The sequence below is a fragment of the Nocardia sp. NBC_00565 genome, from assembly GCF_036345915.1.
Lineage (GTDB): Bacteria > Actinomycetota > Actinomycetes > Mycobacteriales > Mycobacteriaceae > Nocardia.
The window spans coordinates 1440691-1453822 of sequence record NZ_CP107785.1; the positions used below are offsets into that span (position 1 = coordinate 1440691).

Consider the following 13132-nt stretch of genomic DNA (forward strand, 5'->3'; position numbering starts at 1 on the left):
TGATATTCGGGCTAATCGGCGATGGCGATGGCCTGGATTTCGATGAGCAGCCCGTCGATGGGCAGGGTGGTGACGGTGGTGGTGCGGGCCGGTGCGTCTGCGCCGAAGAAGGCCGCGAAGGCGGCGTTCCACGCCGGAAACCATTGGCGGTCCGCGAGATAGCAGTCGAGCTTGAGGGTGCGCTCGCGGGAACTGCCCGCTTCGATGAGCGCCTTGTCGAGTTGGTCGAGCACAGCGTCGACTTGAGTGCTGAAGGTAGTGCTGGTCGGTGTCATGGTCATCGGGTCGATGGCGGCGAGTCCGGAGGTGAAGACCAGGCCGGAGCCGCGGCGGGCGGCGGGGAAGGGGGCGTTCATGATTGGGCTCGGACCAGCCGGGTGGCGTCGAGCCGGTCGATCGTCGCCGCGCCCGCCAGGGTCATCAGGGTGCGGAGCTCTTCGGTGAGCAGCTCGAGCACACGGCTCACCCCGGCCTCCCCGGCGGCGGCCAGGCCGTAGAGCGCCGACCGGCCGATCACCACCGCGGTCGCGCCGAGCGCGAGTGCGAGGAAAACGTCGCTGCCGGTGCGTATTCCGCTGTCGAAGAGGATCGGCAGATCGGGGCCCACGGTGGCCCGGATGCCGGGGAGCGCGGTCAGGCTGGCCGGTGCCGGATCGACTTGGCGGCCACCGTGGTTGGAGACGATGATCGCGGCAGCGCCTGCGGCGATCGCGCGTTCGGCCGCTTCGGGAGTGAGCACGCCCTTGGCGATCCACGGTAGCTGGAACCGCGCCGCGGCCTGGGTGAGATCGGCCCAGTTCCAAGCCGTATCACCGTGTTTGAGTAACTGGCCGAAGACCTCGGCGACGCCCGGCGCGCCGCCGCGGCCGGTCAGGTTGCCCGCGAAGAGCCGCATATCCGGGTCGAAGCGGTTGCCCATATTACGAGTGCGAAATCCGCCGATCGAGCAGTCGACCGTGACACAGAGCACCCCGTATCCGGCGCGGCGAATTCGATCGGCGACGGCGGGCGCGTGCGCGAACGGATGCAGCTGGGCGATACCGGCCGCCGCGGGCGCGGCGGATTTCACCTGCTCGTAGGAGTAGCTGCCCGCCTCGGGCACGATCGAGACGGTGCCGTGCCGCTGCGCGGCGCGTGCCACCGCGAGGTGGCCGTCGGTGTGGAACATTGCGTCGCCGCCGAATGGTGCGGTGAGGATCGGGGTTTCGAGCGTCATACCGAGCAGCGAGGTCCGGGTGGACGGATTGGCCACCCCGCTCATCGGCTCGGGCAGAATCCGCCAGCGGTCGAACGCCGCTCGGTTGTCGCGCAGCGTGATCTCCTGTCCCGCACCGCCTTCCACGAAGTCGAAGACCTCACGGGGTAGTGCGTTGCGCGCGGCGCGGTGGATCTCGTCCAGCGTCCCGAAATCGACTCTGGTCGGGTACATGCTGTCGAGCTGCATAGTCATGCGGCGGCACTTTCCTGGGTTGGGACAAGGGAGTGACGGCGGCCGTAGCCGAAGTAGATCGCCGCGCCGATCGCGCTCCAGACCGCGAAGCGCAACCAGGTCAAGCCCTCGAAAGTGGTGGCGAGCCAGACACATCCGGCGATCGCCGCGATCGGCACCAGCGGCAGCAGCGGCACACGGAACGGGCGCGCCCGGTCGGGATCGGTGCGGCGCAGGATCAGCACGCCGATGGCGACCACGACGAAGGCGAACAGCGCACCGATATTGACCAATTCGGCGACGGTTCCGATCGGCAGCAGCGCCGCCACCACGGCAATGCCGGTGCCGAGCAACAGGCTCAGCCGCACCGGCGCGCCCCGGTGGCTGGTGCGGCACAGCGCGCGCGGCAGCAGTCCGTCGCGGCTCATCGCGAAGATCAGCCGAGTCTGGCCGTAGCACAACATCAACAGGCCCTTGGTCAGCGCGATCACCGACGCCACCAGGATCACCTTGCCGATCCAGCCTGCCCCGATGGCCGCCAGCGCCGTCGCGACCGGGGCCGCGTTGTTCAGGGTGGGGTAGGGGGCGACGCCGGTGAGCACCGCACTGACGGCCACATACAGGCCGGTGGCGAGCACGACCGAGCCGATGATGCCCCACGGCAGATCCCGGGCCGGATCGCGGGTTTCCTCCGCGGAGGTCGCGACGATATCGAAGCCGAGGTAGGCGAAGAATGCCAGTGCCGCGCCCGCGGCGATGCCATTGACGCCGAATGGCATGAACGGGGTCCAGTTCGCCGTGCCGACATGTGGTGCGCCGATGGCGATCACCACGATCAGTGCCGTAATTGTCACCGCTACCAGTATTTTCACGACGGTGGCGGTGAGTTTGACATCGAATATCAGCACACCGATTATGGCGGCGGTGATGAGTAGTGCCGGAAGGTTGAGCACACCGCCGTCGGCCGGCCCCGCGGTTATTTCATGTGGAAGTGTCACGCCGAAAAGGGAATCCAGCATCGCGGTGAACAGTCCGGACCAGCCGATGGCCACCGCGGCGGCGGCGACCGCATATTCGAGCAGCAGATTCCAGCCGACCAGGAATGCGGGCGATTCGCCGAGCGTCGCCCTGGTGTAGGTGTAGGCACTGCCGGAGATCGGTGTCATCGCGGCGAGTTCGCTGTAACACAGCGCGACCAGCACACAGATCACCCCGGCCAGGACGAACGAGAGCATGATGGCCGGGCCCGCCTTGGTTGCCGCGGCGATGCCGGTGGTGACGAAGATGCCCGCTCCGACGATCGCACCGACGCCCATCGCCACCAGATCGAAGCGGCCGAGTGTGCGTTTGAGAGGCTGTTCGCCGGTTTCATTACGCAATGCGAATCCGGTCGGTCGGCGGAATGCGGATCGGCGAAGCTGTGTCGGTGCGGCCATGTCAACGGTCCGTTCACTATTCGATATGTTCCTGCCCAGTTCTCTTCGGCCGGGCTGTATTCCAGTGAATCAGCGTCGCTTTGTGTTCCGGTGAACTCAGGTAACGTATCTGTTTCGCGATATTCGTGAAATCGATTGGTTATCAATAGAATTCGGCACGTCGAATTTCGCAGCCGGGTCGCTGCGTGAAAGGGATTGTCCGGATATCCGGGAAGATATTCGACTATGCGGTTGTGGCGGTTGGTGTTTCGGGCTGTGCGACTGGAGCGTGCGACCTTGCACGCTTGCGGACGATGGTGGTGGCTGACGCAACGGCGATCAGTGCGATCGCGGCGGCGATGACGGCGTCCTGCATCGTCGCGACGGTGGCGACTACGCCGAAGCCGATGGTGGCCACGGCCGCACAGAGATACGCCACGGCGGCGTAGCGCGAGGCGATCCTGGCGTGCTGATCGGGGGCGGTGGCGGCGCTGACGATGCGCAGCCCGGTCCGATAGGCGATGCCCTGCCCGCAGCCTGCGAGGACCGCGCCTGCCAGTAGCAGCGGCAGACTCGGCGCGATCGCCACCGCCGCGGCCACCGCCACGCCGGCGATGATGATGAGCTGGGCCAGAATTGGCTCACCGCGCAGGGTGGCGGGCGGCGCCGCCCGCTGCACCACCCAGGCGCTGACCAGGTACAGGCCGACCGGCAGGGCCAGCAGCGGTAAGTTCGTCGTGCCGAGCAGTTCGGCACCGTAGCTGGGTAGCAAAGCGACGACCAAGCCCGCCGAGACCCAAGCGGCAATTCCATTGAGGTAGCCCGCCATTGGCGGCTCTGTCGATTGCGCCGCGACTGCGCGGGACGCGGTCACTCGATGGCCGGGGGACCGGTTGGTGACCACGATCAGTGCGACGCCGCCCAGCAGTACGGCATGACACAGATAGACCGTGACGCCCGGCGCCGGAAGATACTGGGCCACCCATGCGGCGGCGATGGTGCCCAACGCCGAGCCGAGCACGGTGGCGGTGGCCATCGCGGTGCGTCCGCGCTCGCCCTTGCGTTCCAGGATCAGCCCGGCCAGCGAGCCGGTGACCAGGCCGACCGACAGCCCCGCGAGTACCCGTGCCGCGCAGGCGGGTCCGGCCGAATCGGCAAGGCTCATCGCGATATCCGCGCCGATGCCGCATCCGCTGCCCACTCCGATCCGCCACCACCATGCGTTGCGCGACGGGGGCGTGCCGATGAAGGTGAGCGTCGGGGTCAGCGCGAACAGATACGTCGCGAAGATGACGGTGATGAGCAGCGGTGCCAGCCCCCAGGCATGGCGGTAGTACGGCATCATGCCGGTCGCCATATTCGGCTGAGCCATGATCAGCACGAGCAACGCGCCGGGAGCCGCTGTCCGCATTCACCCTCCCAATTGAGGAGATCTTCTCAGTTAGTAGCGTAACGAACTGAGAAGATCTTCTCTACTCGGGCGCTCCGATTGGGTTACTCATCGGCTCGGCCCGCCGACCGGGCAGGATGGAGGCGTGCCAACCGTGAACACCCGCAGCGATGCGCAGCGCAGCCGAACGGTGCTGGTCGACGCGGTCGGCAGTCTGCTCGACGCGGGCCGGATCGGCTTCTCGATCCCGGAACTGGCCGCCGCGGCCGGGGTCGGCGTCGCGACGGCATACCGACATTTCGCGACGCCGCAGGACGCCATGCAGGCATTCCATCGCCGCGCGATCGAACAACTCCTCGAAGCCCTCGCTGCCATCGATCCGAGCCTCGATCCGGTCGACCGCTTCCACCGCTTCTGTCGCACCTGGGTCGCCCAGGCTCGCCAATGGGGCCCCGCCGTGCGGCACATCCGCAGCCACAAGGGCTTCATCGAACGTCTCGCCGCGGGGGACGAATCCATTACCGCCATGCACGACATCCTGGCCGACGTGCTGGAAGCCCTTGTCCGCCAAGGCAAAACAACTCAGCCCGACCTGACCTACGCGGTCCTGCTGTGGATCACCATCTTCGACGAACGGGTCGTCTACGACCTCACCGTCTTTCAGCATTGGTCGGCGGCGCGAGTCACCGATCAACTCACCCGCGCCGCCGCCGGAGCGCTCGGCATCGAGGTCTGATTCAGTCCAGACAGCGACGCAGCGCCGCCGCCACGAAAGGCCATGCGGCGGAATCGGGATCGATGAGTTCGAAGTGTCCGATGCCCGCCAGTTCGACGAGTTCGGACCCGGTTTTCGCGCAGTATTCGCGCGCCAATTCGATCGGCAGGCGATCGTCCCGATCGCCGTGCACGACGATGACCGGGATATCGGCCGTGCCGAGAGCGAGCGGATCGGCCGCGGCGTATCGGTCGGGAAATTCTGCGGGTCCGCCGCCGAGGAACTCGGCCACCGCACCCGAGCCATTGCCCCGCTCGTAGGCATCGACAAGGTCTGCCGCCGGCGCCAACGCCACGACACCGGCCACGCGCGGCGCGATATCGGCGCGCCAGGCAACGCCGTTCGGTAAGCGATGTCGCAATGCCGCCCACAGCGCCAGATGTCCGCCCGCCGAATGCCCCAGATACAAGATGCGGTCATGGGCGATCCGGCCCGGGCGCGCCGCCTCGATCAATCCGGGCAGCACGTCCAGAGCCTGCGCCACATCATCGAACGTCGTCGGCCACCCGCCGCCGCCACCGACCCGCCGATACTCGATATTCGCGACCGCATATCCCAGCGCAGCCAGCGCCTCCGCCTCCGGACGGGCGTGCTCCCGGTCGAATGCCGCGCGCCAGAATCCGCCGTGCAGCACCACGACCAGTGCAGCCGGACCGTCGGACGTGGGCAGATACAGGTCGGCCACGTGGTCGGGATGGGGTCCGTAGGCAATGGTCGTGTCGATGGTCATGGGTCCATCAAACTGTGCGCCGACCTATCACATCCAGTTCGACATCGACTACAGGCTGAACGCAATCGAGCGCAGGACCAGCGCCACGATGAAGACCACGGTGAACGCCAAGTCGATCGATATGCTGCCCGCGCGGATCGGCCGCAGGTAGCGGCGGACCGGGGCGATCACCGGTTCGGTCCAGGAATGGCTCAGTTCGCGGGCGCGATTCACCCATTGCGGGTGGCTGCCGTTGGCCAGCACCCCTACCCAGTCCAGCACCAGCCGGGCGAGCAGTAGCAGGACGAATGCCGTCAAGGCAAGCCCGAGCAAGGTTCCGATGAGGCTCATGCCGACTCCTTCGTGGGTGGCCATCTACCAGTATCAACGTTGCGGGCCAGATGGGAAGTGTCCCATTCGCCGGGTTCTCAGCCGACTATCAGGTCGGTTAGCCTGTCCCGATGCGCAGACCGCTCCTTCACCTGCCGTTGGCCGTCCTGTTCGCCGTGAGCTGGCTCGTGGCCGCCGCACGCACCGGCCCCGTCGCGACCGCGCAGGAGGTGTCGCGGCTGGTCACGGTGCAGCAGTCGGGCGTGCTGCGGGTGTGCACGACCGGCGACTACCCGCCCTACACCCTGCGCGAGGACGACGCCTATCGCGGCGTCGACATCACCCTGGCCAGCGACCTCGCCGCGACCCTGCACGTTGTGCCGCAATGGATTCCGACGACCTGGTCGACGCTGACCGACGACTTCCTCGCGCAGTGCGATATCGCTGTTGGCGGCATCTCCGACACCACGGCCCGTCGCCAGGTCGCCGACTTCTCCATACCGACCTCCATCGACGGCAAGACTCCCGTCACCCGCCGCGCCGACGCCGATACCTACGCCACCATTGACCAGATCAACCGTCCCGAGGTCCGCGTGATCGTGAATCGCGGTGGCACCAATGAGGCATTCGCCCGCACCAACTTCCCCGAGGCCCAGCTGACCATCTGGCCCGATAACCTCACCATCTACGACCAGTTGGAACAGCACCGGGCCGACGTCTTCGTGACCGATTCGGTCGAAGGCCGCTACCGCCAGCGCACCCACCCGACACTCCAAGTCCTGCATCCGGATACGCCCTTCGATTCCGCCGCCAAGGCTTACCTGCTGCCGAAGGGTGACGTGCTGTTCAACACCGTCGTCAACACCTGGCTCGAATCCGCGATCCGCAGCGGCCGAGCCGATCAGCTGCTGGCGGACTGGATCGGCTGACGCGGGCGGTCGTTCGTGGCCGTTGACAGCAAATGTCGTACCTGTCAACGTAACCAAGGACATCGAGGTCCTGATCCGGCTGGGCGCTTCGGTATCGTCGGATCGGAGAGTGCTTGATGGGGTTTCTCGAGCCCGACCTGCCCGTGGTCGATATGGCGCGGTGGAGCAAGGGCACTCGCAGCGAACGGATCCGCCCGATGGCCGAGCACTGGGCCGAGGTGGGTTTCGGTACCCCGGTCGCGCTGCATCTGTTCTATGTCGGCAAGGTTTGTCTCTATATCCTCGGTGGCTGGCTGATCGTGTTGTCCACCAAGGGGATCGACGGATTCACCGGCGTCGGTGATTGGTGGTCGGAGCCGATCGTCTTCGAGAAAGTGGTGCTGTACACGCTGCTGTTCGAGGTGATCGGGCTGGGTTGCGGATTCGGCCCGCTGAACAACAGGTACCTTCCGCCCTTCGGCTCGATTCTGTACTGGTTGCGGCCCAGGACAATTCGGCTCCCGCCATGGCCCGGGCAGATTCCGCTGACCAAGGGCACCGACCGCACCGTGGTGGATATCGCGCTGTACGCGGCGTTGCTGGTGCTGACTGCGATTGCGGTGCTATCGGATGGCACCGGTCCGGTGCCGGAGTTGGACACCACCGTCGGGCTGCTCCCGGTGTGGCAGATCGCGGTGATCCTCGGATTGCTGGCGTTGATCGGGTTGCGCGACAAGGTGATCTTTCTGGCCGCGCGCGGTGAGGTCTACGCCACGCTGACGGTCACCTTCCTGTTCGCCGCCGACGTGATCGTCGCCGCGAAGCTGGTCTTCGTGGTCATCTGGATGGGCGCGGCGACGTCGAAGCTGAACAAGCACTTCCCGTTCGTGGTCTCCACGATGATGTCCAATAGCCCCGTATTCCGGCGAAAGTCGCTCAAGCGCAAATTCTTCGAGAACTTCCCCGACGATCTGCGGCCGGGCCGCCTTTCGCGCGTCTTCGCTCACGGCGGCACGGCCGTCGAGATGTGTATCCCCCTGGTGCTGTTCTTCTCGCACGGCGGATGGTCGACGGCCGTCGCCGCATTCGTGATGGTGTGCTTCCATCTGGCGATCTTGACCGCGATCCCCATGGGTGTGCCGCTGGAGTGGAATGTCTTCATGATCTTCGGCGTGCTGGTGCTGTTCGTGGCACACGCCGATCTCGGTCTCACCAGTTTGCACAGCCCCGCGCCGGTGTTGCTGTTCCTGGTGATCGCGGGCATCGTGATCGCCGGGAACCTGTTCCCGCAGCGGATTTCGTTCCTGCCCGGCATGCGGTACTACGCGGGCAATTGGGATACGACGATGTGGTGCGTCAAAGCCTCGGCCGCCGAGAAGATCAACCGCGGCATCGTCGCGATCGCCAGCATGCCGCAGGCCCAGCTCGAGCGCGTCTACGGTAAAGACCGCGCGCAGATACCCATGTTCATGGGATATGCCTTCCGTGCCATGAACACCCACGGCCGCGCGCTGTTCACCCTCGTGCACCGCGCCATGCCCGCCGGCCGCGAGGATGAGTACACCGTCACCGACGGCGAACGCATCTGCAGCACCGCCGTCGGCTGGAACTTCGGCGACGGCCATATGCACAACGAACAGCTCATCAGCGCGATGCAGGAGCGTTGTCAGTTCGAACCCGGGGAAGTGCGCGTCGTGCTGCTCGACGCCCAGCCGATCCATCAGCAGACCCAGGAATACCGACTGGTCGACGCGGCTACCGGCGAATTCGAGCGCGGGGTGGTGTTTGTCGCCGATATGGTCATCCGCCAGCCGTGGGCCGACGACGTTCCCGTGCACGTTCGCGAGAGCGACCGCACCTGATCGGCGCGGTCGCCGCGTCACCTATTGCGTGGTGGTCTGCCGCTTCGGCAGCTTCCAGCCCGGCCGCGGGAAGTGGCAGGTGTAGCCGTCCGGATAGCGCAGCAGGTAGTCCTGATGCTCGGGCTCGGCCTCCCAGAACTCGCTCGCCGGGGTTACCTCGGTGACCACCTTGCCGGGCCACAGGCCCGAGTCCTCGACATCGACGATGGTCTCCAGTGCGACGCGCTTCTGCTCGTCATCGAGATAGAAGATCTCCGAACGGTAGCTGGTACCGATGTCGTTGCCCTGCCGGTCCTTCGTCGTCGGATCGTGGATCTGGAAGAAGAACTCCAGCAGCGCCCGGTAGTCGGTCAGCGCCGGGTCGTAGATGATCTCCACGGCCTCCGCATGACCCGGGTGATTGCGATAGGTGGGGTGGTCGTTGCGTCCACCGGTGTAGCCGACCCGCGTCGACAGCACCCCCGGCTGCCTTCGGATCAAATCCTCCATGCCCCAGAAGCATCCACCGGCCAGAATCGCCTTGCGCGTGTCGCTCACGCGTCCTCCTTCGTGAACAGAGCCTTGTACTGCCCATAGCCTTGTGCCTCGAGGTCGTCGAGGTGGATGAACCGCAGCGCCGCCGAATTGATGCAGTACCGCAGTCCGCCCGCCGCGCTGGGCCCGTCGGTGAACACATGCCCCAGGTGGCTGTCACCGCTTGCCGAACGCGCCTCGGTGCGGATCATCAGATGACTGAAGTCCCGCTTCTCGACCACACTCCCAGTATCGATCGGCTTGGTGAAGCTCGGCCACCCCGATCCACTGTCGAACTTGTCGACCGAGGCGAACAACGGCTCACCGGACACCACATCCACATAGATACCCGGCTCGTGATTGTCCCAGTACTCGCCCGTGAACGCTCGCTCGGTCCCGTTCTCCTGAGTGACGTGATACTGCTCAGGCGACAGCGCCGCGATCGCTGCGGGATTCCGGTTGTATTCCTGTGCCACATGACCTCCTCATATCGGCTCCACGTACAACCGGCGCCCCGGCTCGGAAAGTCCGCACCCGAGCTAGCGTCACACTTCGGTCATTGTTCGCTGCACCGCCGCGCACCACCCGATTGTGGCGGCGGCGAATGTACGTTCATAGGCATGCACTGGGATCAGATGACCGCCACGCCCGATGAGCTGCGCAAACAAGCGACGCGATTTCGCCGCGCCGTCGGGCAGCTCGCGGTGCTCGAGGCGATCATCAGCTCTGTCGATGGCCCGTGGCTCGGCGCGATGGATGCCGACGGACGCGGCGCCGCGGAGCTGAAGATGCACCTGGCCGGGCGTTACCGCCTCACCGCCGTCGTGACGAGCGCCGGAAAGCTCAACCACGTGCAGATGAACGCTCCCTCCGGTGGCGAGCGGGTCCTCTCGACGAAGCTCGCGACCCGGCGCGGTTGGGATCCCCCCGAGGAAATGCCCAAACAGCCCGCATGGCTCGACTACGTCGTCGAATGGGCCCGCACCGCCAGCGCAGCCGTGGACCGCCGCGCCGTCCTCGACTGGCGTCTGAAAGGCGCGGACCAAAAACTGGCCGCTATGAACGACACCATCGACAACCTCCGCGCCGGCCTCCTGGAACGAGAACAACTGCGCGACGAACTCGCCGCCGAGGTCGCCGAACTCCGCACCGAGCTCGAATCCCTCGACGCGACCGAATAGCGCCCGCGCCACACAAGAGCCCCCCGCCTGCGTGCAGGGTTTCGCCGGTGATCCAGCGGGCGGCCTCGGAGGCCAGAAATGCGACGATGTCGGCGATGTCGGCCGGTTCACCGATGCGCCCGAGCGGGGGGTCTGGCCCTCCGGAAGGATATTCGTGCGGCACTCGAAAAAGAGTTGGCCACGCGCCTACCGTCCGCCGATCGTGCACAACTGGTCGCGCTCGTGACTGCGTCGACGACGGCGCTCGTCGAGAGTCGCTGAGGCGCACGGTATTTGCCGGGGTTGGCGTCACATTTGGTAGCGCCGGCGAGCCCTGCCGTGTCCGAAGCCATGGTGGCCGCGGATGAACAGGAAGAACAGCACCGGGAATACGAAGAACGGCACGATATGTGTTGCGACGACGACAGCTGTGGCGAACACCAGCACGGCGATCACAGCCACCGGCAGCAACGTCCGCGGCTGCGCCCGAGACGCTTTCCCCGCAGCCGGCCGGGGTAGATCTGTGAACAGCACCACCAGCTCATCGGCCGTCTTGGCCGCATAGGCCCGCCCCACCCGCTCATCGTATTCATCCGCTGATGCAGGTTCGCCTCGACGTTTATCTGCACCAGCGGATGGTGATAAAACGTCCAAGACTGGGGGCCTGGTCGGGTTCATTTCTGTCTGGCGCGGTAGGCGGCGACGGCGTTGCGGTTTCCGCAGGCGGTGCTGCAGTAGCGGCGGGAACGGTTGCGGGAGAGGTCGAGAACGATGCCCTCGCAGGTGGCGTCGGCGCAGATGGCGAGGCGGCTCAACTCGTCGGAGCGGATCAGATCGATCATGGCCATTGCGGTTTCGACGGCGATGCGGACGGGGAGTGGAGCCTGTGGGGGCACGGCGTGGATGTGATAGTCGACATCGCCGTGGCGGACGAGTTGTGGGACTGCCCGATGCTTTGTCAGGGTCTCGTTCACCAATGGCACGGCCGCATCCCGATCGCTGGTGAGCATTCGGCGCAGTGGCGCGCGCAATGTGCGGACCGCTGCGAGTTCCGCGGCGTCGCCGGTATGCACTCCGGTATAGGTGTGCTTGACGAAAAATTCGTCGAGGTCGGCGATCACGGTCAGTGTGTCCGGCTCTTGTGCCGAATTCACCAGCTCCACCGCAGCGACGAGCGCCGCCTCAGTGTCATGAGCAAAGGTCATGATGACATATTACGCGGCAGTTCTCGCATCATTGGCTCCTGCGTGCGTCGGGCTGAACCGGATCCGGGGAAGCCTGGAGCGCTTCATTGGTGTTGCTGCATTGGATTCCGTAGCTGCCCAGGTCATCGAGCCAACCCGAGCAGACTGTGACGCCGTTGCCGATGATTTTGTGCGCCGGCAGTGGTTCGTTGCCGCTACCCCGGAACGGGCTCCGGTCGGCTGGCCTGCCTCGACCGGGCGTCGAGGTCGGCTTCTTCCTCGGGTGCCGAAAGACCCGGCGGGCTGGGCGATCTCGGGCGATATGTCGAGCTCTTCGGCCGAGTTCTCCGGCGACGAGCGCGGCCCAGCGTCATGGGCAAAAGTTATGTTGACATATTACTGAACCCGCCATAACGTCATCCGCCATGGTGACAATGACTCATGACGGGGCCGTACGGCAGCGGCTGGGATCCGGGCTGGTCTGCGCGGTGGTGTCCGCATCGTCGTTCGGGCTTTCCGGCCCGCTGGCGCGTGGGTTGATGAACGCGGGCTGGAGTTCGGCGTCCGTAGTGGCGGTGCGGGTGCTGGTGGCGGCCGCGGTGCTGGTGCCGATCGCGGCGTTGCAGTTGCGTGGCGACTGGGATCTGTTGCGCCGCAATGCCTCTCTGATCATCGGGTATGGGCTGGTCGCTGTCGCCGGTACGCAGCTGGCGTATTTCAACGCGGTCGCTCATATGCAGGTCGGGGTGGCGCTGCTCATCGAATACACAGCGCCGATCGCCGTGGTGGGCTGGTTGTGGGTGCGTCATCAACAACGTCCCGGTGCGATAACGGTGGCCGGTGCGTTGCTCGGGATAACCGGTCTGGCGCTCGTCATCGACCTACGCTCCGGTGCTGCCACCAGCTGGATCGGCATCGCGTGGGCGCTTGTCGCGATGATCGGGGCAGCCGCCTACTTCATCCTCTCCGCCCAGGGCGATGGCACATTGCCGGGCACAGTCCTCGCGGCCGGTGGCCTCCTCATCGGCGGAATCGCCCTGCTCGCGGCGGGCGCGATCGGCATCGTCGCGCTACACGCCACCGCGAATCCCGTTGTCTTCCAGGACTTCACCATCTCCTGGTGGCTCCCGGTCCTGGTCCTCGGCACCGTAACCGCCGCCGTCGCCTACGTCTCCGGCATCGCCGCCACCCGACTCCTCGGCTCCCGCCTGGCCTCCTTCACCGCCCTCCTCGAAGTACTCGCCGCCCTGGCCTTCGCCTGGGCCCTCCTCGGCGAGGCACCCCACGCCATACAACTGCTCGGCGGCGCACTGATCCTCATCGGCGTTCTGGTCGTTCGCCGAGGAGAGCACACCGACGCCTGATACCCATCACAACTTTGCCCTTCTGTTCCAGTAGCGCACCCGGTAAGGCCCTACGCGGGGTACGAAGCCCGACAAGGCATGGAGGGGCATCGT

General features: G+C 65.9%; 15 protein-coding genes and 1 pseudogene. 5 read left to right on the top strand and 11 right to left on the bottom strand.

The genetic code is table 11. From position 1 onward, the window contains the following. Positions 1 to 11: 11 nt before the first annotated feature. From OG874_RS06955 to OG874_RS06970, 4 genes are all read right to left on the bottom strand, one after another. On the bottom strand, positions 12 to 356 hold the full coding sequence (locus OG874_RS06955) for a RidA family protein (protein ID WP_330254283.1): 345 nt from the start codon (positions 354 to 356) through the stop codon (positions 12 to 14). After that, positions 353 to 1450, bottom strand: a complete 1098-nt coding sequence (locus tag OG874_RS06960; RefSeq protein WP_330254284.1) for an alpha-hydroxy acid oxidase — start codon at positions 1448 to 1450, stop codon at positions 353 to 355. Before OG874_RS06960 ends, OG874_RS06955 begins: the two co-directional genes overlap by 4 nt. Then, on the bottom strand, positions 1447 to 2865 hold the full coding sequence (locus OG874_RS06965; protein ID WP_330254285.1) for an amino acid permease: 1419 nt from the start codon (positions 2863 to 2865) through the stop codon (positions 1447 to 1449). The genes OG874_RS06960 and OG874_RS06965 overlap by 4 nt, the downstream gene beginning before the upstream one ends. A 223-nt stretch (positions 2866 to 3088) precedes the next feature. Next, complete coding sequence (locus OG874_RS06970) at positions 3089 to 4255, bottom strand: hypothetical protein (RefSeq protein ID WP_330254286.1); 1167 nt, start codon at positions 4253 to 4255, stop codon at positions 3089 to 3091. Positions 4256 to 4379: 124 nt separating this feature from the next. Between OG874_RS06970 and OG874_RS06975 the strand changes: the two genes are divergently transcribed. Continuing rightward, complete coding sequence (locus OG874_RS06975; protein ID WP_330254287.1) at positions 4380 to 4970, top strand: TetR/AcrR family transcriptional regulator; 591 nt, start codon at positions 4380 to 4382, stop codon at positions 4968 to 4970. A gap of 1 nt (position 4971) precedes the next feature. Here the strand turns inward: OG874_RS06975 and OG874_RS06980 are convergent, their stop codons facing one another. Next, positions 4972 to 5739: an alpha/beta hydrolase family protein gene (locus tag OG874_RS06980; protein ID WP_330254288.1), complete on the bottom strand. Its 768-nt coding sequence runs from the start codon at positions 5737 to 5739 to the stop codon at positions 4972 to 4974. Positions 5740 to 5787: 48 nt separating this feature from the next. Beyond that, on the bottom strand, positions 5788 to 6069 hold the full coding sequence (locus OG874_RS06985) for a YggT family protein (protein ID WP_330254289.1): 282 nt from the start codon (positions 6067 to 6069) through the stop codon (positions 5788 to 5790). A 110-nt stretch (positions 6070 to 6179) separates the two neighbouring features. Here OG874_RS06985 and OG874_RS06990 point away from each other — a divergent pair, with 110 nt between their 5' ends. Both OG874_RS06990 and OG874_RS06995 read left to right on the top strand, forming a co-directional pair. Continuing rightward, positions 6180 to 6977 (top strand): transporter substrate-binding domain-containing protein, encoded by a 798-nt coding sequence (locus OG874_RS06990; RefSeq protein ID WP_330254290.1) that lies wholly within the window; start codon positions 6180 to 6182, stop codon positions 6975 to 6977. A gap of 116 nt (positions 6978 to 7093) precedes the next feature. Beyond that, a complete protein-coding gene (locus OG874_RS06995; protein WP_330254291.1) occupies positions 7094 to 8818 on the top strand; it encodes a DUF3556 domain-containing protein in 1725 nt (574 codons plus the stop codon). A gap of 21 nt (positions 8819 to 8839) precedes the next feature. Here OG874_RS06995 and msrA read toward each other — a convergent pair whose 3' ends face one another. Together msrA and msrB are read right to left on the bottom strand one after the other, a co-directional pair. After that, positions 8840 to 9355 carry a peptide-methionine (S)-S-oxide reductase MsrA gene (msrA, locus tag OG874_RS07000; RefSeq protein WP_330254292.1) on the bottom strand — a complete coding sequence of 172 codons (516 nt, stop codon included), beginning with the start codon at positions 9353 to 9355 and terminating at the stop codon, positions 8840 to 8842. Further along, positions 9352 to 9807, bottom strand: a complete 456-nt coding sequence (gene msrB, locus OG874_RS07005) for a peptide-methionine (R)-S-oxide reductase MsrB (protein WP_330254293.1) — start codon at positions 9805 to 9807, stop codon at positions 9352 to 9354. The genes msrA and msrB overlap by 4 nt, the downstream gene beginning before the upstream one ends. A gap of 144 nt (positions 9808 to 9951) precedes the next feature. Here msrB and OG874_RS07010 point away from each other — a divergent pair, with 144 nt between their 5' ends. After that, positions 9952 to 10512, top strand: coding sequence for a hypothetical protein (locus OG874_RS07010; protein WP_330254294.1), 561 nt, complete (start codon positions 9952 to 9954; stop codon positions 10510 to 10512). A gap of 7 nt (positions 10513 to 10519) precedes the next feature. On the opposite strand, the pseudogene OG874_RS07015 reads toward OG874_RS07010, so the two are convergent. From OG874_RS07015 to OG874_RS07025, 3 genes and pseudogenes are all read right to left on the bottom strand, one after another. Beyond that, a pseudogene (locus tag OG874_RS07015) lies at positions 10520 to 10639 on the bottom strand (SDR family oxidoreductase); the annotation flags it as partial. A gap of 161 nt (positions 10640 to 10800) precedes the next feature. Then, a complete protein-coding gene (locus OG874_RS07020) occupies positions 10801 to 11169 on the bottom strand; it encodes a DUF1707 SHOCT-like domain-containing protein (RefSeq protein WP_330254295.1) in 369 nt (122 codons plus the stop codon). Next, positions 11166 to 11696: a CGNR zinc finger domain-containing protein gene (locus tag OG874_RS07025; protein WP_330254296.1), complete on the bottom strand. Its 531-nt coding sequence runs from the start codon at positions 11694 to 11696 to the stop codon at positions 11166 to 11168. The genes OG874_RS07020 and OG874_RS07025 overlap by 4 nt, the downstream gene beginning before the upstream one ends. 404 nt (positions 11697 to 12100) lie before the next feature. Between OG874_RS07025 and OG874_RS07030 the strand changes: the two genes are divergently transcribed. Beyond that, positions 12101 to 13039, top strand: a complete 939-nt coding sequence (locus tag OG874_RS07030) for a DMT family transporter (RefSeq protein ID WP_330254297.1) — start codon at positions 12101 to 12103, stop codon at positions 13037 to 13039. The last annotated feature ends 93 nt before the right edge of the window (positions 13040 to 13132 follow it).

Excerpts from the sequence above, each read along its gene's own strand:
- OG874_RS06955 (WP_330254283.1), bottom strand. The coding sequence starts at position 356 with ATGAACGCCCCCTTCCCCGCCGCCCGCCGCGGCTCCGGCCTGGTCTTC.
- OG874_RS06960 (WP_330254284.1), bottom strand. The coding sequence starts at position 1,450 with ATGACTATGCAGCTCGACAGCATGTACCCGACCAGAGTCGATTTCGGG.
- OG874_RS06965 (WP_330254285.1), bottom strand. The coding sequence starts at position 2,865 with ATGGCCGCACCGACACAGCTTCGCCGATCCGCATTCCGCCGACCGACC.
- OG874_RS06970 (WP_330254286.1), bottom strand. The coding sequence starts at position 4,255 with ATGCGGACAGCGGCTCCCGGCGCGTTGCTCGTGCTGATCATGGCTCAG.
- OG874_RS06980 (WP_330254288.1), bottom strand. The coding sequence starts at position 5,739 with ATGACCATCGACACGACCATTGCCTACGGACCCCATCCCGACCACGTG.
- OG874_RS06985 (WP_330254289.1), bottom strand. The coding sequence starts at position 6,069 with ATGAGCCTCATCGGAACCTTGCTCGGGCTTGCCTTGACGGCATTCGTC.
- OG874_RS06990 (WP_330254290.1), top strand. The coding sequence starts at position 6,180 with ATGCGCAGACCGCTCCTTCACCTGCCGTTGGCCGTCCTGTTCGCCGTG.
- OG874_RS06995 (WP_330254291.1), top strand. The coding sequence starts at position 7,094 with ATGGGGTTTCTCGAGCCCGACCTGCCCGTGGTCGATATGGCGCGGTGG.
- OG874_RS07010 (WP_330254294.1), top strand. The coding sequence starts at position 9,952 with ATGCACTGGGATCAGATGACCGCCACGCCCGATGAGCTGCGCAAACAA.
- OG874_RS07020 (WP_330254295.1), bottom strand. The coding sequence starts at position 11,169 with ATGAACCCGACCAGGCCCCCAGTCTTGGACGTTTTATCACCATCCGCT.
- OG874_RS07025 (WP_330254296.1), bottom strand. The coding sequence starts at position 11,696 with ATGACCTTTGCTCATGACACTGAGGCGGCGCTCGTCGCTGCGGTGGAG.
- OG874_RS07030 (WP_330254297.1), top strand. The coding sequence starts at position 12,101 with ATGGTGACAATGACTCATGACGGGGCCGTACGGCAGCGGCTGGGATCC.